Genomic DNA, 22,507 nt, shown 5'->3' on the forward strand with positions numbered 1-22,507 from the left:
GCCGCCCGATCAAGCTTGCTTCTTGCGACGGGCCAGGAAGCCGATCGCGCCCAGGCCGGCGAGCATCATCGAGAGGCTGCCGGCTTCCGGCACGGCACTGGCGGTGACGACGACGACGTTGTCGATGCTGGTGTTGCCGACCGTCGACGGCGACGTGAACTCGAAGCTCGAAATGCCCGTCGAGGAATTCACGGTGAAGTGCTCATACACGCCAGGGTTGCTGAAGGCGCCGTTGGTCGCGGTCAGGGTCTGCGTCGAGATCAGGCCGCCGGTGGCGTTGAAGAACTCGATCGAGCTGGTGCCCGTGTAGGCCGCGACGTCGAAGCTCAGCGACGTGATCGTTGCGCCGAAGCTGGACGTGAAGTCGATCTTCGATTCACCGACCCACAGACCGTCCGGGTTGTTGCCGCGGCCCTGTCCGATGCCGTAATAGTTGGTCAGGTTGGAGTCGGCCCCGAGCCAGCCCGATTCCCAGCCCGGCACGGACGAGAAATTCTCGGTGTAGGTGGCGGCCTGGGCGCCGGTGGCACCGAGCAGGGCGACGGCGGTGGCGAGGATGGCTTTCGTGAACGTCTTGGTCATTTTCTTGCGTTGTCGGAAGTTGATATCGGGAAATCCACCCTGCCGGCGAAGAGACGACACCGCCCCGTGCCCGCGATGAAGCGGGCAAGGCGTGGAGTCGAAGTCTCGTCGCCCACGCCTCGACACGATCGACGGTTGCCGCTGGCGGCGCGCTCGTTCCGGACATTCTTGCGGGGACGGGACGAAGGTTATGCGGTCCCGTCGCGCTTGCGTGCATCGCGCGCGCCGCAAGCATTCGCGAGGTGTGCAAATAGTTACGAATTCGGGCTTTATCGATTCGCGGTTCTGCCGAAATCCCTCGGGCAGAGGCGCAATCGGGTCGCCTCTGGTCTGGCGGGGCCGTGCGGCCGATGCTCGCGCGTCGTCAGGTGTGCAGCGCCGCGCGATGCCGCTCGATCCAGCGCACCAGGTCGTCCGCCGACAGCGGCAGGCTGACCAGCTCCCCCTGCAGCAGGTCGCAGCCGTGCTCCACCAGGAAGCGCCGCTGCGCCTCGTTCTCGACACCCTCGGCGACGACCGTCAGCGACAGCCCCTGCGCCATCTGCATGACCGCGCGCGCGATCGCGACCGAGCCGCGTTGCTGCGGCAGGTCGGCCACGAAGGAACGGTCGATCTTCATGCCGTCGATCGGGAACTCCTTCAGGTGCGCCAGCGACGAATAGCCGGTGCCGAAGTCGTCGACCGAGACGCGCATGCCGAGTGCCTTGAGTTGCTGCAGCGTGCGCTGCACCTCGCCGACGTCGTCCATCAACATGCGCTCGGTCAGCTCGAGCTCGATCCACTGCCCAGGCACGCCTTCCTCGCGCAGCACCTGAGCGACCGCGTCGACGAAGCCGTTGGCGCGGAACTGCATGCTCGAGAGGTTGACCGCGATGGGCACGGCTATCAGGCCCTGCGAGCGCCACTGCAGGGCCGCGCGCGCCGCGGTGCGCAACACCCACTGGCTGATCGGCAGCATCACGCGCTGCTGTTCGGCCAGCGCGATGAAGGCGTCGGGGCGCAGCATGCCGCGCTCGGGATGCATCCAGCGGATCAGCGCCTCGATGCCGGCCAGCGTGCCGTCGCTGGCGCGCACCTGCGGCTGGAAGTGCAGCACGAACTCCTCGCGCTGCAGCGCCTGCGACAGCTCGCTCTCGAGCACCAGCGCGTCGTAGGCGGCGGTGGCGACGGCGGGGTCGAAGAACTGGCAGTTGGCGCGGCCGCGCGACTTGGCGATGTACATCGCGGTGTCGGCGTTCTTGATCAGCTCGGTGGGCGTCGCGCCGTCGTGCGGGAACATCGCGATGCCCACCGACGGCGTGACCGACAGGTCGCGCCCTTCGGCATCGACCGGCAGCTCGATGGCGCGCAGCAGCTTGTGCGCGACCTGCGCGACGTCGTCGCGCGCCGCGTCGTCCAGCAGCACGATGAACTCGTCGCCGCCGAAGCGCGCCACGACGTCGCCGGCGCGCAGGCAGGCCGAGATGCGGGCGGCGACGGTCTGCAGCAGGCGGTCGCCGATCAGGTGGCCCAGCGAGTCGTTGACGCGCTTGAAGTGGTCGAGGTCGACGAACAGCAGCGCGAGCGACTTGCCCGCGATGCGCGCATGCTCGATCTGCTGGCCCAGGCGCTCCATGAACGACATGCGGTTCGGCAGGCCGGTGAGCGCGTCGTGATGCGCCAGGTGGTGGATGCGCGCCTGCGCCGCGTGGCGGTCGCGCAGGTCGCGCACCACGGACATGCGCAGCTTCTCGTCGCCGTAGACCAGCGTGCGGCTGATCAGCTCCACCGGGATCCGGTGGCCGTCCTTGTGGACGAGGGCGCTCTCGTAGGTGACGTCGAGCCCGCCGGCGAGCACCTGCTGGGCCTGCGGACGCTTGTCGGGCGCGACGAAGTCGACGGCATGGCGGCCGCGCACCTCGCCCAGCGTGAAGCCGAGCATCTCGCACAGCGGCGGGTTGGCGTCGGTCACGATGCCGTCGCGGTGGAACGCGATGCCCTCGGCGCTGGCCTGCATGAACTTCGTCAGCCGCTCCTCGGACTCGCGCAGCGCCTGCGTGGCCAGGCGGTGGCCCGTGATGTCGGTGACGATGACGAACGCGCCCATCGGATGGCCGTCGGGCGTGACGTTGGGGATGACGTTGACCTCGATCCAGCGCCGGGTGCCGTCGGCGGCCGCCAGCTCGCGCGCGTAGGCGACGGTGCGGCGCTCGCGGGTGACGGTGTCGATCGACGGCTTGACCTCGCGCGCCGCGGCCTCGCCGATGATCTCGACGAAGGTCTTGCCGATGATCGAGGCCTCGGTCAGGCCGAAGGCCGCCGCGTAGGCCTTGTTGGCGAAGCGGCAGCCGTAGCCCAGGTGCTCAGAATCGTAATAGGCGATCATCGCCTGCAGGCTGTTCGCGAGCAGGCGGAACGTTTCGAGACTGCCATCCCAGGCAGCGACCCCGGCTTTGTCGACCATGGCGGGATCATAGAAGCTCGCACCCGGGGCGCGTCACCCCAAAAAGGGCGGGCCCGGGCGATCGGGCGATCGCACCAATGGGGGATGCGTCCCGCGCGCGCGTCACGCGCACGCGGGCGCGCACCGGGTCAGCGCGCCAGCAGCGCGTCGATCGGCAGCAGGTCGTTGTTGGTCAGGTTGCCCGCGGCCTGGCGCAGCTTCAGCTGCGACATCAGGTAGTTGTAGCGCGCGCCGGCGGCATCGGTCTGCGTCTGGTACAGCTGCGACTGCGCGTTGAGCACGTCGAGGTTGACCTTCACGCCGACCTTGTAGCCCAGCACCGTGGCGTCGAGCGCCAGCTTGCTCGAGGCCTCCGACGCCTCCAGCGCCTTGACCTGCGCGGCCTGCGACTGCGCGTTGACGAACGCGGTGCGCGTGCTCAGCACGACCTGGTTGTGCGCGCCGTCGGCGTCGGTGCGCGCCTTTTCTTCCAGCGCGACGCCCTCGCGCACCTGGTTCTGGATCAGGAAGCCGGTGAACAGCGGCACGGTCAGCGTCAGGCCGATGTTGGTGCTGCCGCCGGTGCCGGTGACCGTGCCGCCGCCGGGCGAGAACGAGTCGCGCTGGCGGTTGCGGCTGTAGCTGGCGCCGGCCGTGAGCGTGGGCAGGCCGCCGGCCTTGCGGCGCGAGGTCTCGAGCTCGGCGACTTCCAGCGCGAGCTTGGCCTGCGTCAGCTGCGGGCTGTCGGACTCGGCCAGCGCGACCCAGTCGGACGCCTGGCTGGGCATCACCGGCGGCAGCACGGCCGGCAGCACCAGCGGATGCGGTACCACGCCGTTGCGGCCCACGAGCTGGTCCAGCGTGACCTTGGCCACCACCAGGTCGTTCTGCGCCGCGATCTCCTTGGAGTGCGCCAGGTCGGCACGCGCCTCGGCTTCGCGGGTGTCGGTGATGGTCGCGTTGCCGACCTCGAAGTTGCGCTTGGCCGACGCGAGCTGCTCGCCGATCGCCTTGCTGTTGCCCTGCACCGATGTCAGCGCATCGGCCGCGGACAGCACGTTGAAGTAGGCCTGCGCCACGCGAACGATCAGGTCCTGGTCGGCCTGCGCGAGCTGCGATTGCGCGAACTCCTCGTTCTTCTTCGCCTGGTCGACCTGCAGGTTGTTCTGCCGGTTGTAGATCGTCTGCTGCGCGTTGAGCGTCGCGGCGGCGCTGTTGGTGGTGTTCCTTTCCCCGATCGGCACTTGCGTGACGACTTCGGGGTGCGCGGGATCTTCCGCCACGTCGACGACGCTCGGCTGCGTATTGGTCTGGCGGCCGGCCTGCACTTGCAGGTTGGCCGTCGGGAAGTACGCCGCGCGCGCCTGCTCGTAGCGGTAGTGCGCCGCGTCGGCACTGGATCGCGCGCCGAGGTAGGTCGCGTCGTTGCTGCGTGCGGCCTGCACGACTTCGGACAGGCTCTGGGCCTGCGCGCCGATGGCGCCGAAAGCCAGGACGAGAGCACCGGCAAGCGGCTTCAGGGCCGGCGACATTGCGCGCGAAAGGGACATGCGAAATCCTTGGGTGAGCGAGCCGGAACGGCGTTGGGACAGGTTTGTACGGCCTTGCGGGCCACGATGCACGCACGATGCGACGACCTGCAGCCGGCGCACCTCCTGACGACGATTTCAGCCGACAGACTGCGAGCAACCGCGGTCGTGGCGACGGGCGCAGCGTTTCACCGGCCAGCCCCAGGGGCCTGTCGAACGTCGCTGTCTGTGTGCTGACTCAGAAATGGAAACGGGCAGGCTCGGGGAATCCGAGCAGGCGGGTCGCGTCGAGGTCGAACAGGCTCACGCGCGACCAGGTGCCGTCCGCGTTGGCGGTGTAGCGCACCGCCGACATCACCGGCTCGTCGCCCTCGATCGCCACGAGGCGGCCGCCCGGCTTCAGTTGCTTGAGCAGTTCCTCGGGCACCTTGGAGACGGAGCCCGACATCATGATCGCATCGAACGGGCCTTCGGCGGCGTAGCCATGCACCCCGTCGGCCTGCACGACGCTGACGTTGGCCGCGCCGCTGCGGCGCAGGTTCTCGGTGGCCAGCTTGGCGAGCGCGGGCTTGACCTCCAGCGAGATGACGCTCTGCGCGCGATGGCCCAGCAGCGCCGCCATGAAGCCGGAGCCGGCGCCGATCTCGAGCACGCGCTCGTGGCGCTGCACCTGCAGGTCCTGCAGCATGCGGGCCTCGACGCGCGGAGGCAGCATGTTCTCGCCTTCCGGCAGCGGCACCTCGGTGTCGACGAAGGCGAGCGCGCGATGGGCGGCCGGCACGAAATCCTCGCGGCGGACGACGGCCAGCAGCCCCAGCACGCCCTTGTCCAGCACATCCCAGGGGCGGATCTGCTGTTCGATCATGTTGAAACGGGCTTGTTCGATGTTCATGGTGTTCCTCGGAGCGCGGAGCGGAAATGGGGGCCTGCAGGCAAACCCTCAAATTCTATGCGGGCCGGCGGCCGGTCAGGCCGCCGCGCGTGGGATGGACTCCGCCGGCCGGGCCTGCAGGCCGGTGAATATCAGGCGGAAATGGGCTTTCATGAAGGCCACGGGATCGAGGTCGAGCTCCTTGGCGATGCCGCAGGCCGCGAACGAGTGCTTGTGCACGCACAGCAGGATCATCGGCATCAGCATGGAATGCACGGCGAAGTCGATGTCGACCGGGGCGAACTCGCCGCGCGCGATGCCGCGGCGAAGCAGGCCGGAGACGATCTCCTCGCCCGGGCGCACCACGCGCTCGACCCAGAAGTCCCCGATCTCGGGAAAGTTGCGGATCTCGGTGATCACCAGCTTGAACACGCCCGAGGCCGGGCCTTCGTAGATGCGCGTCCACCAGGCCACGAGCAGTTGCTCCATCGCCTGCGCGGTCGGCCCGTCGGCGGCGGCGGCCTCCTGGATGCCGGCTTCGATCTCGGCGCCCAGGAAATGCTGGATCACCGCCTTCAGCAGTTCTTCCTTGCTGGGAAAATAGAGGTACAACGTGCCCTTGGACACGCCCGCGGCCTTGGCCACTTCCTCGCTGCGCGTGGCCGAGAAGCCCTTCTCGACGAACAGCGTCAGCGCCGCCTCGAGCAGTTCGGCCGGGCGGGCGTCCTTGCGTCGACGGCGGAACAGGCAGGGGTCGGAAGAGAGCGGGGGCATCGCGTTAATGACTCGTTGGTCAGTAATGGTAGCAGCAATCGCGGGTGGCCGCCAAATCGGGCGTCCGGATGGGGACGTCCGCAGGAGCGCATGTCGGCGGGAATGCCGGCCGGCGCGTTGAGTGGGCAGGCCCGGCTCTCGCGCGCGGGCAGCGAAAGAACACGAATGAGCAGCGCAATGGTGGGTGGTCGCAGTGAACAACCGGTGGGCCGGCGTTATCGGCATCGCGCCGTCCTGCGCATGGCCTCGGTGGCCGGCGCGTTGTGCGCGGGCGTGCTGGGCGTGCTGTCCGGCTGCGCGGGCATGATCGGCACGCACGACGTCGACATCAGCGAGTCGCAGCTGACCGTGCTGATGGCGCGCCAGTTCCCGATGGAGCGCAAGGTGATGGAGGTGATCGACCTCAACATCACCAACCCCGTGCTGACGCTGATGCCGCAGGCCAACCGCGTCGGCACCGAGCTGGACGTCACCGCCATCGACCGCCTGTTCGGCTCCACGGCGCTGGGCCACGTCAAGCTGGACTACGGCCTGCGCTTCCAGCCGTCCGACCACACGATCCGCATGACGCAGGTGCGCGTGCGCGAGCTGGCGCTGTCCAGCGGCTCCAGCAACCTGCACGGCGCGGCGCAGCGCATCGGCGGGCTGGTGGCGGAGAACGCGCTCGAGAACCTCGTGCTTTACCGCATGAAGCCGGCGCAGGCCGACGAGATGGACCGGCTGAACCTCGTGGCCTCGCCGATCACGGTCACGCCGACGGGCCTGCACATGTCGGTGTCGCCGAAGCAGGGCTGAGCCCTCGCCAACGGTTTCCTGAACGCGAACTCAGGAAGCGGCCATCCTGGCCGCGTATCATCGCGCGCTTCAAGCAAATACGGGCCGTGAGCGGCCTCACGGAGCGTCGAGCGTGGATACGTTGTTGTTGATCAAGGCCGCCATCATGGGCGTCGTCGAAGGGCTGACCGAGTTCCTGCCGGTGTCGTCGACGGGTCACCTGATCCTGACTGAGGCGCTGCTGAAGCCCGGCGTGGACGAGAACGTGATGCACGCGTTCGAAGTGGCCATCCAGCCGGGCGCGATCCTGGCGATCTTCATCGTCTACTGGCAGCTGATCAGCAAGACGCTGGGCACGCTCACCACCGACGCCAATTCGCGCAAGCTCATCACCAACATCATCGTCGGCTTCCTGCCGGCGGCGGTGATCGGCTTCGCGATCCACAAGAAGATCACGCAGTACCTGTTCAACGGGCCGGTCGTGGCCGGCGCGTTCATCGTCGGCGCGCTCATCATCCTGCTGGTCGAGAAGCGCAAGGACGTGCAGGCGCGCGTCCACCACATCGACGAGATGACGACGCTGGACGCGCTGAAGGTCGGCTTCTGCCAGTGCTTCGGCATGATCCCCGGCACCAGCCGCTCGGGCTCGACCATCATCGGCGGCCTGCTGGTGGGGCTGTCGCGCCCCGTCGCCACCGAGTTCAGCTTCTTCCTGGCGATCCCCACGCTGATCGGCGCGAGCGTCCTCGAGATCTTCAAGGTGCGCCACGAACTGGCGGGCAACTGGCACGAGTACCTGCCGATGTTCGCGGTCGGCTTCGTCGTGTCGTTCCTGGCCGCCTGGGTCTGCGTGCGCTGGCTGCTGCGCTACGTCGCCACGCACAACTTCGTGCCGTTCGCGTGGTACCGCATCGCGTTCGGCATCGTCGTGCTGGCCACGTGGCTGACCGGCATGGTCCACTGGGCCGACTGAACGTCTTGTCGAGGCCGCGCCGGGATGGCGTGGCCGCCGTGTTCAGCGTTTCGTGAACACCAGGTCCCACACGCCGTGGCCCAGCTTGATGCCGCGGTTCTCGAACTTCGTCAGCGGCCGCCAGTCCGGCCGCGGCGCGTAGCCGTCGGCGGTATTGGCGAGCGTGGGCTCGACGCCCAGCACCTCCAGCATCTGTTCGGCATAGGGCTGCCAGTCGGTGGCGCAGTGCAGGTAGCCGCCGGGCGCCAGGCGCGAGCTGAGTTCGCGCACGAACTCGGCCTGGATCAGCCGGCGCTTGTTGTGCTTCTTCTTGTGCCACGGGTCAGGGAAGTACACGTGGATGCCGGCCAGCGAGCCCGGCGCGATCATGTCGCGCAGCACCTCGACGGCGTCGTGCTGCAGCAGGCGCAGGTTGGTCAGGCCGCGTTCCTGGATGCGCTGCAGCAGCGCGCCGACGCCGGGCGTGTGCACCTCGATGCCGATGAAGTTGTCCTGTGGGCGCGCGGCCGCGATCTGCGCGGTGGCGTCGCCCATGCCGAAGCCGATCTCCAGCACGGTCGGCGCGTGGCGGCCGAACGCGGCGTCGAAGTCGAGCAGCCCGGCCTTGTACGGCAGCACGTAGAGCGGGCCCAGCGTCTCCATCGCCTTGACCTGGCCGCTGCCCATGCGGCCGGCGCGCAGCACGAAGCTGCGGATGCTGCGGCGCGGGTGCTGCGGCTTGTCGGAGGCGGACGTCTCGGCGTCGACGTCGTTGGGGCGGGGATCTGGAGTCATGTCGGGCAAGGGCGCGGCGGCGGCCGCGAAGTAGGGAGCGCCGCGGGCGCTTTTTGGTGTACCGGGCCGGGGCGGCCGGTCTTACGCTCGCGGGATGCGGCATTTTGCCCGAAGCCCCTCCGACGACGACGCCAGCGAACCGCGGCGGCGCGCGCTGCGCCGCCTGCTCGCGGCCGGCGCGGGCGCATGCTCGCCGCTGGCCTGGGCGATCCAGTCGCCGGGCGTCGCGGGCCACGGCGCCGGGCTCGCGCCACGCGGCACGCCGGCGCAGACGGGCGAGAGCCTGCTGCGCGCCAGCGGATTGCCGCTGTCCAGCTTCGGGGCCTACGTGCGATCGGTGGACAGCGAGATGCCGCTGGTCGCGGTCAACCCCGAATCCAGCTACGCGATGGCGTCGACCACCAAGGTCGTCACGTCGCTGGCCGCGCTGGACCTGCTCGGCGTGAACTTCCGCTGGCGCACGTTCGCGTTCCTGCGTGGCACGCTGGTCGAGGGCACGCTGCTGGGCGACCTGCTGATCGTCGGCGGCGGCGACGCGCGCCTGACCTCGGCCGAGCTGCGCGACTGGTTCGGCCAGCTGCGCGCGCAAGGCCTGCGGCGCATCGCCGGCAACATCGTGCTCGACCGCTATGCGTTCGACCTCAACGAGGGCGACTTCGCCAACACGCCGCCGCCCAGCACCGGCCGCGCGTACCACGTGCGCCCCGACGCGTTCGCGATCGACGAGGGCCTGCTGCACGTCGGCATCGACCCCGCGCGCGGCGCGAAGGCCGCCGTCGCGCTGGAGCCGCCGCTGGCGGGACTGCGCATCGTCAACAAGGTCGCGATGCGCGGCGGCTGCTCGGCGACGGCCCGTCTCGCGGACGACGCGTCGGGGCAGCGTCTCGACGTGCAGGGATCGTGGGGCGCGAACTGCGGCCACCGCGAACTGACGCTGGTGCCCACCGCGCCGGCGCAGTTCACCACGCGCGCGCTGGCCGGCCTGTGGGCGGAAGCCGGCGGCTCGCTGAGCGGCATCGTCGTCGAACGCGCGCGCCAGGTCGGCGCCACGCTGATCCCGGCCGGGCCGGACGGCCAGCCGCAGCTGCCGTGGTCGGTGCACCTGTCGCAGCCGCTGCCGGTGGTGCTGCATGACATGAACAAGGTCAGCGACAACGTCACCGCGCGCCACCTGATGCTGGCGCTGTCGCGCGGCTTTCCGCTGCGCGCGGCCACGCTGCCCGACGCGCAGGCGCGCATGCAGGAATGGCTGGTGCGCCAGGGCCTGGGCGAAGGCGACGTGCGTGTCGAGAACGGCTCGGGCCTGTCGCGCGGCGAACGCGCCAAGCCGCGCGCGCTCGCCCACCTGCTGGCCAACGCCTGGCACGCGCCGCAGCTGCGCGAATTCCTGCTGTCGCTGCCGGTGGCCGGCATGGACGGCACCCTGCAGCACCGCATGCAGGGCACCGCCGCCGCGGGCCACGCGTTCCTGAAGACGGGCACGCTGCTCGACACCCGCGCGCTCGCCGGCTATGTGCAGGCGGCCAGCGGCCGGATCTACGCGGTCGCGATGATGGTCAACCACCCGGACGCCGCGCGCGCCACGCCGGCACTGGATCGTGTCATCGAGTGGATCGCGAAGAGCTGTTGATCACTGGCGGTGCGCCGCCGCCATGATCTGGTCGTACGTGCCGCCGTCGTCGAAGTGCGTCTTCTGCGCCGTCTTCCAGTTGCCGAAGACCTCGTCGACGGTGAAGGTGTCGACCTTCGGGAACTCCTTCGCATGCGCGGCCAGCACCTTCGCGCTGCGCGGGCGCAGTCCGTGCTTCGCGGCGATCTCCTGGCCTTCGTCGGAGTAGAGCCACTGCAGGTAGGCCTCGGCCTCCTTGCGCGTGTGCTTGCGGTCGACCACCTTGTCGACGACCGACACCGGGTTCTCGGCGAGGATCGTGCGCTTCGGATAGACGACCTCGAAGTTGTCGCCGAACTCCGCCTTGATCAGCTCGACCTCGCTCTCGAAGGTGACCAGCGCATCGCCGATGCCGCGTTGCGCGAAGGTGGTGGTGGCCGCGCGGCCGCCGCCGTCGAACACCGGCACGTTGCCGAACATCTTCGCGACCTGGTCGCGTGCCTGCGCCGGCGTGCCGCCCGCCTTGACGACGCTGCCCCACGCCGCGAGGTAGGTGTAGCGGCCGTTGCCCGAGGTCTTCGGGTTCGGGATCACGACGCTGACGCCGGTCTTCGCGAGGTCGGCCCAGTCGTGCAGGCCCTTGGGGTTGCCCTTCTTCACGAGGATCACCGGCACCGAGGTCGTCGGCGCGCTGTTGTTCGGCAGCCGCGCGGCCCAGTTCGCGGGGATCAGCTGGCCGCGGTCGGCGAGGACGTCGATGTCGGTCGCCTGGTTCATCGTGACGACGTCGGCCTCGAGGCCGTCGAGCACGCTGCGCGCCTGCTTGCTGGAGCCGCCGTGCGACTGCTTGACCTCGATCGTCTCGCCACCGGCCTGCTTCCAGTGCGCGATGAACGCGGCGTCGTAGTCCTTGTAGAACTCGCGCGCCACGTCGTAGCTGACGTTGAGCAGCGTGACCGGCGCCGCCTGCGCGGCGAACGAGGCGGCCGCGAGCGCGGCAACGAGCAGGGGGCGGACGGCGGGACGACGGAACATGCGGGCACTTTCGAAAGCCTGGGGACAGCCTTCGATCGTACGGACGGATTCATCTCCTCATCCGCGGCGCGCGCGCATAAGCTTGCTCGCAATCCGCATGTGCGGCCTCAATTGGCCTTCTTCTGCTCGTCGAGGTAGGCCGACGAGAACGTGTTCTTCGCCTTGGCGATGGCCAGCAGCGTCGGATAGAACTGCACGAAGGTCGTGTCGACCGCGGCATGCGCACGATGGCAGGCGTAGCAGTCCACCGTGTGCGCGATCTCCTTGGCGGGCTGGTCGTCGTCGAAGCCGAAGAAGGCCCAGCCGCCCTCGAAGCGCGCGTCCTTGACGTGCACCTCGTGGCCCATCACGTCGGTGTCCTGGAACAGCCCGCGCTGGTTGATCGAGCCCTTGTCGCGCGCGCCGCGAGTCTCCAGCACCAGCATCGTCCCGTCGGGCCAGGTGCCGGTCTCCTTGAAGACGCGGTAGGCCTGCGGGTTGACGAAGACGTTGTCGAACATGTGGTGGCCGGGCATCGCGACGCGGCTGTAGCTCATGTCCATGCCGGTGCTCAGGTAGACCCACTCGCGGTAGTCGGCCGGCAATCGCAGCTTGCCGTCGACGTAGGTCGGCAGGGGCGTCGCCGTGGCGGCAGCCGGCGGGGTCGGCGAGGACTGCGCGATGGCCGCGCAGGCTGCGAAGGCGAGGGCGGTGTTCAACAGGAGTGCGATGCGAGATGTCATGCCCCGGATGATGCGCAGCCGCGTCGATCCAGGACACCTCGTTCGCTGCAAGGCGACGCCGCTTCGCTGCAATCGGCGTGCTCGCGCGCGCGGCGGCGCGTACGATCGCGGCCATGACTTCTCGAGACATCCGCCGACCGCCCTCGCGCTGGCTCTGGATCGCCGGCATCTGGGCCGGCGTCGGCTTGGTCGACGCCACGCAGACGGTGATCTCGATGCGCTCGATGGGCATGCATCACGCGTGGGTGCGGCTGTTCGTCTTCGAGCTGCTCGCGTGGCTCCCCTGGACGCTGGCGACGCCCTTCGTGATGGCGCTGCAGCTGCGGCGTCCACTCGCACCGCGGCGGGGCTTCGTCGCGGCGCTGGGCCTGCACGGCGCGGCCTGGTTCGCGCTGGCCGCGGCGTCGGCGCTGTGGATCGCCGTGTCCGAGCACGCGCTCAATCCCTGGTCGCCCGACACCGAAGCCGGGGCGGTGCAGGCGCTGTTCGGCCGGCGCATGCACGACCAGCTGCTGTCGTCGCTGTTCATCTACTACTGCATCCTGATGGCCGGCCACGCGCTGCATTCGCGCGACAAGCTGGCCCGCGAGCGCGCCGTCGCCGCCGAACTCGCGGAGCAGCTCGCGCAGGCCCGGCTCGACGCGCTGCGCCACCAGATCGCGCCGCACTTCCTGTTCAACGCGCTCAACGCGATCTCCGGCATGGTGCGCGAGCAACGCGCGGCGCAGGCGGTCGAGACGATCGCCCGCATCAGCGAATTCCTGCGCCACTCGTTGCACGACGGCGGCGCGCAGGAGGTCGCGCTCGACGAGGAGCTGCACTTCGCGTCGCTCTACCTCGACATCCAGAAGATGCGCTTCGAGGACCGCCTCGCCGCGCGCATCGGCGTCGCGCCGGAGCTGGGCCGCGCGCTTGTGCCGCGCCTAATCCTGCAGCCGCTGGTGGAGAACGCCGTCAAGCACGGCATCGCGATGCGCGTGCAGCCGGGCGCGGTCGAGATCGCCGCCTCGCGCACGCCGACCGCGCTGGTGCTGGAGGTCTACAACGACGGCCCGGCCATCGCCGCCAACGACGCCGTCGGTCCGGCGGCCGCGACGGCGCCGCGCACCGGCTCGATCGGCCTGGCCAACGTGCGCAACCGGCTGCAGGGCCTGTACGGCGGCGAGGCGACGCTGGACGTCTCCAACGTCGACGGCCGCGGCGTCAAGGTGACGATCCACCTGCCCTGGCGCGAGGCCGCGGCATGATGCGGCGCGCGATCATCGTCGACGACGAGCCCCCGGCGCGCGCCAGCCTGCGCGTGCTGCTCGCGGGCGACCCACAGGTGGAGCTGGTGGCGGAATGCGGCTCGGGCGCCGAGGCCATCGCGGCGATCCGCGCGCAGCGGCCGGACCTGCTGTTCCTCGACGTGCAGATGCCCGAGGTCGACGGCTTCGACGTGCTGGAGCAGCTCGGCGCCGACGCGCCGCCGGCCATCGTCTTCGTCACCGCCTACGACCAGCACGCGCTGCGCGCGTTCGACGCGGGCGCGCTCGACTACCTGCTCAAGCCCTACACCGACAATCGCTTCGCGCTGGCCCTGGCGCGCGCGAAGGAGAAGGCGGCGCGCGCCGGCACGCCCGCGCTGCCGGACCGCCTCGTCGTCAAGAGCGGCCGCCAGCTGCACGTGGTGCCGCTGGCCGACATCGACTGGATCGAGTCGGCCGACTACTGCGTCGACCTGCACGTCGGCCCGCGCACCCATTCGCTGCGCCGGAGCATGGCCGCGGTCGAGGGCGAGCTCGAGCCGGCAGGCTTCTGCCGCATCCATCGCACGGCCATCGTCAATCTCGCACGGGTTCGTGCGCTGGGCGCGGGCGAGGACGGCGAGCTCGAGGTCGTGCTGATGGACGGCCAGCGCCTGCCGACGAGCCGACGGCACCGCGCCGCGCTCGAGGCGCGGCTGGGTTCACGCGCTGGCTGACGCGCGCTTGTTCGTGTCCGGCAGCAGCGCCGTCACCACGCCCAGCAGCGGCAGGAAGGCGCAGACGCTGTAGACGAAGTCGATGCTGGTCGCGTCGGCCAGGATGCCGAGCGCCGCCGCGCCGAGGCCGCCCATGCCGAACGCGAAGCCGAAGAACAGGCCCGACACCGCGCCGACCTTGCCCGGGATCAGCTCCTGTGCGTAGACCAGGATCGCCGAGAACGCCGACGACAGGATCAGGCCGATCAGGATCGTGAACGTCGTCGTCCACGCGAGGCCCACGTGCGGCAGCGCGAGCGCGAACGGCGCGACGCCCAGGATCGAGCCCCAGATCACCGGCTTGCGCCCGATGCGGTCGCCAACGGGGCCGCCGATGAGCGTGCCCGCGGCCGACGCGGCCAGGAACAGGAACAGGTGCATCTGCGCGGACTGCACGCCCAGGCCGAACTTCTCGATCAGGTAGAACGTGTAGAAGCTCGAGATGCTGGCAATGTAGAAGTACTTCGAGAAGATCAGCACCAGCAGCACGGCGATCGCGCCCGCCACGTGCTTGCGCGGCAGCGCCGCCGCGTGCGCCTTCAGCGCGCCCTTGGCCGCGACCACGCGGTTCGCGCCATACCACTTGCTCACCTGCAGCAGCAGCACGATGCCGACGAGCGCCACCATCGCGAACCAGGCGACGCTGCTCTTGCCGTGCGGCACGATCACGGCCGCGGCCACCAGCGGCCCGAGCGCGCTGCCGGTGTTGCCGCCGACCTGGAACAGCGACTGCGCGAGCCCGTGCTGGCCGCCCGAGGCCATGCGAGCCACGCGCGACGACTCGGGATGGAAGATCGACGAGCCCGTGCCCACCAGCGCGGCGGCCAGCAGCACCATCGCGAAGTTGGGCGAGTACGCGAGCAGGACCAGGCCGGACAACGTGAACGTCATGCCCACCGGCAGCGAGTAGGGCACCGGCTTCCTGTCGGTGTAGAGCCCGACCAGCGGCTGGAACAGCGAGGCCGTCAGCTGGTAGGTCAGCGAGATCAGGCCGATCTGGGTGAAGTTCAGCGAGAACTCGCCCTTCAGGATGGGGTAGATCGCGATGATCAGCGACTGCATCATGTCGTTGATCAGGTGGGCGGTGCTGATCGCGCCCAGCACGCGGAACGAGGTCTTCGCGGGCTGGCTCGGGCGGGCAAGGGTGGTGGCGGTGGACGACATGCCTCGCATCTTAGGAATAAGATGAATGCCTGTCTCGCGCCGTCCGGGCTTCCATCAGCGCGAAAAGGACAATTCCACCCGCTCCACCGATGACCGTTTCCGTCGACTCCGTCTACCGCCCCGTCGTGCCCCACGAACGCGAGGTCGATCCGCTGCCGGTCGTGACCAAGGCGACCGACTACCCGGCCGGCCACGCCGTCGAACTGCACCACCACGCGCGCGGACAGCTCATCTACGCCGAGCACGGCGTGATGATGGTGGCCAGCGATGGCGGCCAGTGGATCGTCCCGCCGACGCGCGCGATCTGGATGCCGCCGGGGGTCTCGCACCGCATCCGCTGCGTGGGCGTCGTGCACATGCGCAGCATCTACGTTCGGCCCGACGCCGCCGCGCACCTGCCGGCCCAGGCGCAGGCGGTCGGCGTGTCCGGGCTTCTCGCCGAGCTGATCCGCGCCGCGGTCAAAGTGGCGCTGCCCTACGAGGCCGACTCGCGCGACGGCCGCCTGATGCGCCTGCTGCTGGACGAACTGCACGCGCTGCCGGTCCTGCCGCTGCACCTGCCGCAGCCGGCGGACGAGCGCCTGCGCCGCATCTGCGCGCGCATCGCCGAGCGGCCGGACGACGTGTCCACGCTGGCCGACTGGGCCGTCACGCTGGGCATCGACGTCAAGACCATCCAGCGCCTGTTCGCGCGCGAGACCGGCATGACCTTCGGCCAGTGGCGCCAGCAGGCGCGGCTGCTGCACGGGCTGGAGCGCCTTGCCATCGGCGACAAGGTGGTCGACGTCGCGCTCGCGCTCGGCTACGACAGCCCCAGCGCCTTCGCGGCGATGTTCAAGCGCCAGTTCGGCGAGACGCCCAGCGCCTTCTTCCGCTGACGACGGGGACTGTCGGGAGATCTCGATGCCTCGCCGTCGCGGGCTCCCCACTGCGCCGTCGAGCCGCTTCACCGATAACAGGACAGACCAACCTGGAGCTGTCCATGAAATTCGCCGACCTGCCCGTCAAGACCAAGCTGATGCTGGGCTTTGCCGTCGTCGCGGCCATCGTGCTGCTGGTGTCGGCGCTGTCGCTGCACTCGCTGGGCGCGTCGAACGCGCGCTTCTCGAGCTACCTGTCCGGCGTGGGCACGCGCGAGCGCCTGGCCTTCGACGTCCGCGGCGCGGCGACGCAGCGCGCGATCGCGGCGCGCAACCTGGTGCTCGTGACCGACGCCAAGGACACCGAGCTCGAGAAGGCCGCCGTGCTGAAGGCGCACGACGAGGTGCACGCGGCGATCGACAAGCTCAAGGCCGCGGTCGCGCAGGCCGGCGACGTCACCGATCGCGACCGCGCGCTGCTAGCCGAGATCGTGCGCGTCGAGTCGCTGTACGGCCCGGTGGCCACCGACATCGTCGGCAAGGCGCTGGACGGCCGGAAGGATGCCGCCATCGCCAAGATGAACGCCGAGTGCCGTCCGCTGCTGGCCGCGCTGCTGAAGGCCTCCAACGCCTACATCGACTACGACCAGGAACTGGCCGCCCAGCGCATCAAGGCCGCGGAGGACAGCTACGCCGCCGACCGGTTGATGACGGTGTCGGCGTGCGGCGTCGCGGTGCTGCTGGCGCTGTCTCTGGGCTGGATGCTGGCGCAGGCCGTCACGCGTCCGCTGGCGCGCTGCGTGGCGCTGGCCGAGACCGTCGCCGGCGGCGACCTGAGCTCGCACATCGTCGTCGACCGCCAGGACGAGACCGGCCAGCTGATGGCCGCGCTGGGCCGCATGAACGGCAGCCTCGTCGACATGGTGGGCCGCGTGCGCACCTCGGCCGAAGGCATCGCCACGGCCTCGTCGCAGATCGCCTCGGGCAACCACGACCTCTCGGCGCGCACCGAGCGCCAGGCCAGCGCGTTGCAGGAAACGGCGGCCTCGATGCAGCAGATGACGTCGACCGTCCAGCAAGGGGCCGAGAGCGCCCGCGCCGCGGGCCAGCTCGCCGCCGCGGCGGCCGATGTCGCCGGCAAGGGCGGCGCGGTGGTGCAGCGCGTCGTCACGACGATGAGCGAGATCAGCGCGTCCAGCAAGAAGATCTCCGACATCATCGGCACGATCGACGGCATCGCGTTCCAGACCAACATCCTCGCGCTCAACGCGGCCGTCGAGGCGGCGCGCGCGGGCGAGCAGGGCCGCGGCTTCGCGGTCGTCGCGTCCGAGGTGCGCGGCCTGGCGCAGCGCTCGGCCAACGCGGCCCGTGAGATCAAGAGCCTGATCGGCGACAGCGTCGACAAGGTCGAGGCGGGCTCGCACCTGGTCGGCGAGGCCGGCACCACGATGGACGAGGTCGTCGCCCAGGTGCGCCGCATGACCGACCTGATGGGCGAGATCAACGCGTCGTCCATCGAGCAGACCACGGGCATCCAGCAGGTCAACACCGCGGTCACCTCGATCGACCGCGGCACGCAGCAGAACGCCGCGCTGGTCGAGGAGAGCGCCGCCGCCGCCGAGAGCCTCAAGCAGCAGGCCGCCGGCCTGCTGGAACTGGTGGCCGCGTTCAAGACCGCCGGCTCGCGCCAGGCCGCGCTTGCCTGACGCCGACGAGAAGCACGACGACATGCTGCATGCCATCGCCTACGTCAGCGCCGCGTCCTGGAACCTGCTCGACGAGCAGGTCGGGCGCATCGTCGCCGAGTCGCGCCGCCTCAACGCCCTCAACGGCATCACCGGCGTGCTGCTGTACTGCGACGGCAACTTCATGCAGTACCTCGAGGGCGAGGAAGACGCCGTGCGCGAGACCTTCGCCCGCATCCGCGCCAGCCAGAGCCACTACCAGGTCAACGAGCTGATGAACCAGCCCATCCCCGAACGAGAGTTCGGCGACTGGGCGATGGGCTTCTCGCGGCCCGGCCCCGACGAGTTCGTCGAGCTCGCGGCATCGCACTGGAGGGGCGGTGCGCAGACAGGGCCGGGTGCGTCGCTGCTGCGCTCGTTCTGGACCAGCTCGCGCGGGCGGCTGGCCTGATCGGCGGCGGCTTCAGCGAACCAGGGGCGCGCCGTCTGCGGCGTCCGGCTTCGCCGGCGCGGGCGTCGCCAGGTGGCGCCTGACGTCGACGAGGAAGGCCTCGCCGTCCTCGTTGACGACGCGCAGGCGGCCGTCGGGATCGAAGGCCATCGTCTTGAAGTAGATCGAGCGGGCGCTCGCGTTCTTCTTCGCGTCGACGCCGGCGTTGTAGACGGCCAGCGTCCACAGCCGCTTGCCGCTGAAGTCGTCGGAGACGACCAGCATGCCGCTCGCCTGCGCCAGCCCGGGATCGCGCTCGGCGTCGCCCTGCGCGTAGCGGATGCCGTCGCGCACGATGGGCGGCACGTCGGGCGGCGGCCCGCGGTCGGCCTGAGGCGCCGGCGGCGGCGGGGGCGGGACGGGTTCCGAGGCGGCGGAGGCGGCCGCGGTGGCGCCTTCGAGGAAGGCGCTGTTGTCCGAGGCAGCGGACTCCGGCGCCGGCGTGGCGGCTTCTTCGTGCCGGTTGCAGCCCGCCAGCGCGAGCACGGCCGCGAGGCAGAGGATCGTCGATGCGTTCATCCGCACAGTGTCGTTCAGGACACGGCGTCCGATCGGCCTGCGTTGCACGTAGAATCCGCTCCGCTGCGGGTGTAGTTCAATGGTAGAACGGCAGCTTCCCAAGCTTCATACGTGGGTTCGATTCCCATCACCCGCTCCAGCACGACGCCCGGCCTCCCCGGGCGTTTTTGCATTCCGCGGAACAGTCGGCTCTTGCCTCGCCTGTTCGAGGGATGTTTAGTGTTTCCATGCCTGTGCACCGCAGCAAAGCTGGGGCATCATCGTTGTCATTCCAACGTTCGCGCCCCATGGGAAATCCCTACCAGGTCATCTGCCTCAGCGGCGTCGCACCGGATCTGTTCACGTCGGCCTATGGGCCGTTCGTCGTCAATCCGTGCAGCAGCCTGGGTGACATCGCCGAGGCGCTGCACGCCAGCTCCTGCGACGCCTTGCTGGTCGAGGTGAAGACGCCGGCCGACTACGACAAGCTGCTCGCCTGGCCAGGCCTGGCGCATGCGGTGATGGACTCGGCGGTGGTGGTCGTCGCGCCCGAGCCGACGCCCGCGCAGTGCATCAAGCTGCTGCAGATGGGCGTGCAGGACGTGCTGGCCAAGCGCCACGCGAGCGACGATTCGCTGGGCCGCGTGCTGCGCGTGGCCATCGAGCGCAAACGCATGGACGCCAGCGCCAAGCGCGCGTTCAGCACCGACCTGACCACCGGCCTGCCCACGCACGCGCAGTTGCTCGAGCACATGACCCACCTGCTCGCGCTGCGCGAGCGCGAGCCCGCGGCGATGGCGCTGATCGTGCTGCGCCTCGAGGGCTTCCGCGCGGCCGAACTCGCGCTCGGCGCCGAGGCCGCCAACGTGCTGCGCCGCAAGGCCGCGGTGCGCCTGCGCGCGGCCCTGCGCGCCAGCGACGTCGTCGCCTCGCTGGGCTCCGACATGTACGGCGTGCTGCTCGCCTGGATCGACGCCGAGTCCGACGCCGACGGCGTCGCGCGCAAGCTGCTGTCCTCGCTGCGCCAGCCGTTCAACGTCGCCGGCCAGGATCTGCCGGTGATGGGCACGGTCGGCATCGGCCAGTACCCGGCGCACGGCAAGGATGCCGCTTCGCTGATGCGGCGCGCGGTCGGGCAGGCGTCCAACGGCAACGTGTCCGAGATCGGGCACGTGATCGCCGGGGCCGCCAACGACGAGTAGGCCGCCAGTCGCTCAGTATGACGGCGGCTTGCGCAGCACCGTCTGCGGCCTGCGCGAGCGCATCAGCAGCACCCCGGCGACGAGGGCCGCGAGCAGCACGACGGCCGTGGCGATCCACGACCACGGCAGGGCCTCGTCCTCGGTCGACGCCGCGGGCGCCGAGGCCGCGACCGCGGTGAACGGATTGAAGCCGCCTTCGCCCGGATCGCTGGCCGCCGACGCGACGACCGGCGACGCGGCGCGATTGCCCAGCAGCGCCGGCGGCACGATGCCCGTGGCACCGCCGCCGTAGCCGAGCACCCAGTGGTCGGCCGCCCAGTCGACGCGCAGGTCCTCGCCGTCGCTCGTCGGGTCCAGCGGCCGGTGCTGGAGCAGGGCCGGCGCGACGTCCGTCATCGACCACAGCTCGGCCTGCGGTGTCGCGCCGCGCACCGCGACGGCCACCGCGGCCAGGCCGTCGGTGCTGGCGGCCAGGCTGGTGGCTGCGGACGCGTCGCCCGCGTCGCCCGGGCGCTGCCAGACGCCGCCGGTGCCGAAGTTGCGGTCCAACGCGCCGTTGGCGTTCAGGTGGAAGACGACGGCGCGCGGGATGGCGACGCCGGTGACCTCGCCCGCGACCAGCACCGAACCGTCGGCCAGCGGCAGCAGGTCGTTGGGCTTGACCGCGACGCCGGCCGGCGTCAGCTGCAGCTTGCCCTGCACGCCCCAGCGCAGGTCGGCGTTGCCGTCGGCCAGGAAGCGCGCGATGACGGGCTGCGGCTGGTTGCCGGCGAGGCTGGAGCCGACCATCCACGTGCGTCGCGTGGCGTCGACGCGGACGCTCGCTGGCGGGTCGTTGTTGGCGCCGAGCGTGAAGCTGGTCTGGCCGTTGCGGCCGAAGTGCTCGTCGGGGCCGGTGCCGTTGACGAAGCGCTTGAGCACGTAGTCGCTGGTGTCGGCCTGCGGGTCCTCGTTGACCGTCCAGCCGTTGTTGCCGTCTCGCACGGTGAGCGAGCCCGCGTGCGCGCTGGCGCCCGCGAGCGCGCACGCACCCGCGAGGATGGCGAGGGCCGCGGCCCTCATTTGCCGATGTCGCCGAGGCAGAGGTACTTGACCTCGAGATAGTCCTCGATGCCCTGGTGCGAGCCCTCGCGGCCGAGGCCCGATTGCTTGAAGCCGCCGAACGGTACCTCGGCCGTCGAGATCAGCCCGGTGTTGATGCCCACCATGCCGTACTCGAGCGCCTCGCCGACGCGGAAGATGCGGCCGACGTCGCGCGTGTAGAAGTAGCTGGCCAGCCCGAACTCGGTGGCGTTGGCCAGCGCGACGGCCTCGGCCTCGGTCCGGAACTTCATCACCGGCGCCAGCGGGCCGAAGGTCTCTTCCTTCGTGCACAGCATCTCGGAGGAGACGTCGGCCAGCACGGTCGGCGTGAAGAAGCGGTCGTCGATGCGCGCGCCGCCGACGACGACGCGCGCGCCCTTGGCAAGTGCGTCGGAGATGTGCGCCTCGACCTTGGCCACGGCGTTGCCGTCGATCATCGGGCCCTGGTTGATGCCGGGCTCGAAGCCGTTGCCCACCTTGATGCCGCGCGCCTTCTCGGTCAGCCGCGCGATGAAGGTCTCGTAGACGCCTTCCTGCACGTAGAAGCGGTTCGCGCACACGCAGGTCTGGCCGGCGTTGCGGTACTTGGAGATCATCGCGCCCTCGACGGCCGAATCGATGTCGGCGTCGTCGAACACGATGAAGGGCGCGTTGCCGCCGAGCTCCAGCGACAGCTTCTTGATGGTGGGCGCGCACTGGCGCATCAGGATGCGGCCGACCTCCGTCGAGCCGGTGAACGACAGGTGGCGCACCGCGTCGCTCTCGCACAGCGCCTTGCCCACCAGCACCGAGTTGGCGCCGTCGGCGGTGACGACGTTGAGCACGCCCGCGGGCATGCCGGCGCGCTGCGCGAGCTCGGCCAGCGCGAGCGCGGACAGCGGCGTCTGCTCCGCCGGCTTGATCACGACCGGGCAGCCCGCGGCCAGCGCCGGCGCGACCTTGCGCGTGATCATCGCGATCGGGAAGTTCCACGGCGTGATGGCCGCGCACACGCCCACCGGCTGCTTCAGGATGATGTAGCGCTTGCCGTTGTCGGTGGTGGGGATCGTCTCGCCGTAGACCCGCTTGGCCTCCTCCGCGAACCACTCGATGAAGCTCGCGCCGTAGACGACCTCGCCGCGCGCCTCGGCCAGCGGCTTGCCTTGTTCGGCGGTGAGGATGCGCGCGAGGTCGTCGGCGTTGGCCACGATCAGCGAGAACCACTTCATCATGACCGCGTGGCGTTCCTTGGCGGTCTTCGCGCGCCAGGCCGGCCAGGCCTTGTCGGCGGCGGCGATGGCGTCCAGCGTCTCGGGCGTGCCGAGGTTGGGCACCTCGGCCAGCTTCAGGCCGGTGGCCGGGTCGTTGACGTCGAAGTGCGCGGCGCCGGCGATCCACTCGCCGCCGATCAGCGCCTGCGTCTTCAGCAGCCCCGCGTCGTTGAGCGTGGCGATGGGGGAAGTCTTCATGTCCATTGCG

General features: G+C 70.1%; 21 protein-coding genes and 1 tRNA gene. 10 read left to right on the top strand and 12 right to left on the bottom strand.

Going from position 1 to position 22,507, the window contains the following annotated elements; translation table 11 throughout:
• Window positions 1-9 precede the first annotated feature (9 nt).
• The 5 genes from LPC04_RS13100 to LPC04_RS13120 form a co-directional block, all read right to left on the bottom strand.
• Window positions 10-582, bottom strand: coding sequence for a PEP-CTERM sorting domain-containing protein (locus LPC04_RS13100; RefSeq protein WP_275682691.1), 573 nt, complete (start codon window positions 580-582; stop codon window positions 10-12).
• A 364-nt stretch (window positions 583-946) separates the two neighbouring features.
• Window positions 947-3,025: a putative bifunctional diguanylate cyclase/phosphodiesterase gene (locus tag LPC04_RS13105; RefSeq protein WP_275682692.1), complete on the bottom strand. Its 2,079-nt coding sequence runs from the start codon at window positions 3,023-3,025 to the stop codon at window positions 947-949.
• A 128-nt stretch (window positions 3,026-3,153) separates the two neighbouring features.
• Window positions 3,154-4,554 carry a TolC family outer membrane protein gene (locus LPC04_RS13110; RefSeq protein WP_275682693.1) on the bottom strand — a complete coding sequence of 467 codons (1,401 nt, stop codon included), beginning with the start codon at window positions 4,552-4,554 and terminating at the stop codon, window positions 3,154-3,156.
• 217 nt (window positions 4,555-4,771) lie between these two features.
• Complete coding sequence (locus LPC04_RS13115) at window positions 4,772-5,425, bottom strand: protein-L-isoaspartate O-methyltransferase family protein (protein ID WP_275682694.1); 654 nt, start codon at window positions 5,423-5,425, stop codon at window positions 4,772-4,774.
• 75 nt (window positions 5,426-5,500) lie between these two features.
• Window positions 5,501-6,178 carry a TetR/AcrR family transcriptional regulator gene (locus LPC04_RS13120; RefSeq protein ID WP_275682695.1) on the bottom strand — a complete coding sequence of 226 codons (678 nt, stop codon included), beginning with the start codon at window positions 6,176-6,178 and terminating at the stop codon, window positions 5,501-5,503.
• Window positions 6,179-6,343: 165 nt separating this feature from the next.
• Between LPC04_RS13120 and LPC04_RS13125 the strand changes: the two genes are divergently transcribed.
• Entirely contained in the window at window positions 6,344-6,973 is a 630-nt protein-coding gene (locus tag LPC04_RS13125) for a hypothetical protein (protein WP_275682696.1), read from the top strand.
• A gap of 112 nt (window positions 6,974-7,085) precedes the next feature.
• Window positions 7,086-7,925, top strand: coding sequence for an undecaprenyl-diphosphate phosphatase (locus LPC04_RS13130; protein ID WP_275682697.1), 840 nt, complete (start codon window positions 7,086-7,088; stop codon window positions 7,923-7,925).
• Between the two features lie 42 nt (window positions 7,926-7,967).
• Here LPC04_RS13130 and trmB read toward each other — a convergent pair whose 3' ends face one another.
• On the bottom strand, window positions 7,968-8,699 hold the full coding sequence (trmB, locus tag LPC04_RS13135) for a tRNA (guanosine(46)-N7)-methyltransferase TrmB (protein ID WP_420854720.1): 732 nt from the start codon (window positions 8,697-8,699) through the stop codon (window positions 7,968-7,970).
• Window positions 8,700-8,793: 94 nt separating this feature from the next.
• On the opposite strand from trmB, the gene dacB reads away from it, so the two are divergent.
• The gene (gene dacB, locus LPC04_RS13140) at window positions 8,794-10,329 is read left to right on the top strand and encodes a D-alanyl-D-alanine carboxypeptidase/D-alanyl-D-alanine endopeptidase (RefSeq protein ID WP_275682698.1); all 1,536 of its coding nucleotides are present in this window, start codon (window positions 8,794-8,796) and stop codon (window positions 10,327-10,329) included.
• Here the strand turns inward: dacB and LPC04_RS13145 are convergent, their stop codons facing one another.
• Window positions 10,330-11,343, bottom strand: coding sequence for a sulfate ABC transporter substrate-binding protein (locus LPC04_RS13145; RefSeq protein ID WP_275682699.1), 1,014 nt, complete (start codon window positions 11,341-11,343; stop codon window positions 10,330-10,332).
• A gap of 107 nt (window positions 11,344-11,450) precedes the next feature.
• Window positions 11,451-12,041, bottom strand: a complete 591-nt coding sequence (locus LPC04_RS13150; RefSeq protein ID WP_275682700.1) for a cytochrome P460 family protein — start codon at window positions 12,039-12,041, stop codon at window positions 11,451-11,453.
• 137 nt (window positions 12,042-12,178) lie between these two features.
• Between LPC04_RS13150 and LPC04_RS13155 the strand changes: the two genes are divergently transcribed.
• Entirely contained in the window at window positions 12,179-13,312 is a 1,134-nt protein-coding gene (locus tag LPC04_RS13155) for a sensor histidine kinase (RefSeq protein WP_275682701.1), read from the top strand.
• Window positions 13,309-14,028 carry a LytR/AlgR family response regulator transcription factor gene (locus tag LPC04_RS13160; protein WP_275682702.1) on the top strand — a complete coding sequence of 240 codons (720 nt, stop codon included), beginning with the start codon at window positions 13,309-13,311 and terminating at the stop codon, window positions 14,026-14,028. Before LPC04_RS13155 ends, LPC04_RS13160 begins: the two co-directional genes overlap by 4 nt.
• Here the strand turns inward: LPC04_RS13160 and LPC04_RS13165 are convergent.
• Window positions 14,014-15,231 carry an MFS transporter gene (locus tag LPC04_RS13165; RefSeq protein WP_420854721.1) on the bottom strand — a complete coding sequence of 406 codons (1,218 nt, stop codon included), beginning with the start codon at window positions 15,229-15,231 and terminating at the stop codon, window positions 14,014-14,016. The genes LPC04_RS13160 and LPC04_RS13165 overlap by 15 nt on opposite strands.
• A gap of 89 nt (window positions 15,232-15,320) precedes the next feature.
• Between LPC04_RS13165 and LPC04_RS13170 the strand changes: the two genes are divergently transcribed.
• The 3 genes from LPC04_RS13170 to LPC04_RS13180 all read left to right on the top strand — a co-directional run bounded on the left by LPC04_RS13170 (window position 15,321) and on the right by LPC04_RS13180 (window position 18,227).
• Window positions 15,321-16,109: an AraC family transcriptional regulator gene (locus tag LPC04_RS13170; protein ID WP_275682704.1), complete on the top strand. Its 789-nt coding sequence runs from the start codon at window positions 15,321-15,323 to the stop codon at window positions 16,107-16,109.
• A gap of 104 nt (window positions 16,110-16,213) precedes the next feature.
• Window positions 16,214-17,797: a methyl-accepting chemotaxis protein gene (locus LPC04_RS13175; protein ID WP_275682705.1), complete on the top strand. Its 1,584-nt coding sequence runs from the start codon at window positions 16,214-16,216 to the stop codon at window positions 17,795-17,797.
• Complete coding sequence (locus tag LPC04_RS13180; RefSeq protein ID WP_275682706.1) at window positions 17,790-18,227, top strand: BLUF domain-containing protein; 438 nt, start codon at window positions 17,790-17,792, stop codon at window positions 18,225-18,227. The genes LPC04_RS13175 and LPC04_RS13180 overlap by 8 nt, the downstream gene beginning before the upstream one ends.
• A gap of 12 nt (window positions 18,228-18,239) precedes the next feature.
• On the opposite strand, the gene LPC04_RS13185 is transcribed toward LPC04_RS13180, so the two are convergent.
• Window positions 18,240-18,785: a hypothetical protein gene (locus LPC04_RS13185; RefSeq protein ID WP_275682707.1), complete on the bottom strand. Its 546-nt coding sequence runs from the start codon at window positions 18,783-18,785 to the stop codon at window positions 18,240-18,242.
• Between the two features lie 65 nt (window positions 18,786-18,850).
• Here LPC04_RS13185 and LPC04_RS13190 point away from each other — a divergent pair.
• Together LPC04_RS13190 and LPC04_RS13195 are read left to right on the top strand one after the other, a co-directional pair.
• Window positions 18,851-18,924: transfer RNA gene (locus LPC04_RS13190), tRNA-Gly, on the top strand.
• A gap of 148 nt (window positions 18,925-19,072) precedes the next feature.
• Window positions 19,073-19,966: a GGDEF domain-containing protein gene (locus LPC04_RS13195; protein ID WP_275682708.1), complete on the top strand. Its 894-nt coding sequence runs from the start codon at window positions 19,073-19,075 to the stop codon at window positions 19,964-19,966.
• Between the two features lie 12 nt (window positions 19,967-19,978).
• Here the strand turns inward: LPC04_RS13195 and LPC04_RS13200 are convergent, their stop codons facing one another.
• The gene (locus tag LPC04_RS13200; RefSeq protein WP_275682709.1) at window positions 19,979-21,028 is read right to left on the bottom strand and encodes an NHL repeat-containing protein; all 1,050 of its coding nucleotides are present in this window, start codon (window positions 21,026-21,028) and stop codon (window positions 19,979-19,981) included.
• On the bottom strand, window positions 21,025-22,503 hold the full coding sequence (locus LPC04_RS13205; protein WP_275682710.1) for an NAD-dependent succinate-semialdehyde dehydrogenase: 1,479 nt from the start codon (window positions 22,501-22,503) through the stop codon (window positions 21,025-21,027). Before LPC04_RS13205 ends, LPC04_RS13200 begins: the two co-directional genes overlap by 4 nt.
• Window positions 22,504-22,507: the final 4 nt, after the last annotated feature.

The organism is Scleromatobacter humisilvae (assembly GCF_023231945.1).
GTDB lineage: Bacteria > Pseudomonadota > Gammaproteobacteria > Burkholderiales > Burkholderiaceae_C > Scleromatobacter > Scleromatobacter humisilvae.

Excerpts from the sequence above, each read along its gene's own strand:
- LPC04_RS13100 (WP_275682691.1), bottom strand. The coding sequence starts at position 582 with ATGACCAAGACGTTCACGAAAGCCATCCTCGCCACCGCCGTCGCCCTG.
- LPC04_RS13105 (WP_275682692.1), bottom strand. The coding sequence starts at position 3,025 with ATGGTCGACAAAGCCGGGGTCGCTGCCTGGGATGGCAGTCTCGAAACG.
- LPC04_RS13110 (WP_275682693.1), bottom strand. The coding sequence starts at position 4,554 with ATGTCCCTTTCGCGCGCAATGTCGCCGGCCCTGAAGCCGCTTGCCGGT.
- LPC04_RS13115 (WP_275682694.1), bottom strand. The coding sequence starts at position 5,425 with ATGAACATCGAACAAGCCCGTTTCAACATGATCGAACAGCAGATCCGC.
- LPC04_RS13120 (WP_275682695.1), bottom strand. The coding sequence starts at position 6,178 with ATGCCCCCGCTCTCTTCCGACCCCTGCCTGTTCCGCCGTCGACGCAAG.
- LPC04_RS13125 (WP_275682696.1), top strand. The coding sequence starts at position 6,344 with ATGAGCAGCGCAATGGTGGGTGGTCGCAGTGAACAACCGGTGGGCCGG.
- trmB (WP_420854720.1), bottom strand. The coding sequence starts at position 8,699 with ATGACTCCAGATCCCCGCCCCAACGACGTCGACGCCGAGACGTCCGCC.
- dacB (WP_275682698.1), top strand. The coding sequence starts at position 8,794 with ATGCGGCATTTTGCCCGAAGCCCCTCCGACGACGACGCCAGCGAACCG.
- LPC04_RS13145 (WP_275682699.1), bottom strand. The coding sequence starts at position 11,343 with ATGTTCCGTCGTCCCGCCGTCCGCCCCCTGCTCGTTGCCGCGCTCGCG.
- LPC04_RS13155 (WP_275682701.1), top strand. The coding sequence starts at position 12,179 with ATGACTTCTCGAGACATCCGCCGACCGCCCTCGCGCTGGCTCTGGATC.
- LPC04_RS13160 (WP_275682702.1), top strand. The coding sequence starts at position 13,309 with ATGATGCGGCGCGCGATCATCGTCGACGACGAGCCCCCGGCGCGCGCC.
- LPC04_RS13165 (WP_420854721.1), bottom strand. The coding sequence starts at position 15,231 with ATGTCGTCCACCGCCACCACCCTTGCCCGCCCGAGCCAGCCCGCGAAG.
- LPC04_RS13170 (WP_275682704.1), top strand. The coding sequence starts at position 15,321 with ATGACCGTTTCCGTCGACTCCGTCTACCGCCCCGTCGTGCCCCACGAA.
- LPC04_RS13175 (WP_275682705.1), top strand. The coding sequence starts at position 16,214 with ATGAAATTCGCCGACCTGCCCGTCAAGACCAAGCTGATGCTGGGCTTT.
- LPC04_RS13185 (WP_275682707.1), bottom strand. The coding sequence starts at position 18,785 with ATGAACGCATCGACGATCCTCTGCCTCGCGGCCGTGCTCGCGCTGGCG.
- LPC04_RS13195 (WP_275682708.1), top strand. The coding sequence starts at position 19,073 with ATGGGAAATCCCTACCAGGTCATCTGCCTCAGCGGCGTCGCACCGGAT.
- LPC04_RS13200 (WP_275682709.1), bottom strand. The coding sequence starts at position 21,028 with ATGAGGGCCGCGGCCCTCGCCATCCTCGCGGGTGCGTGCGCGCTCGCG.
- LPC04_RS13205 (WP_275682710.1), bottom strand. The coding sequence starts at position 22,503 with ATGGACATGAAGACTTCCCCCATCGCCACGCTCAACGACGCGGGGCTG.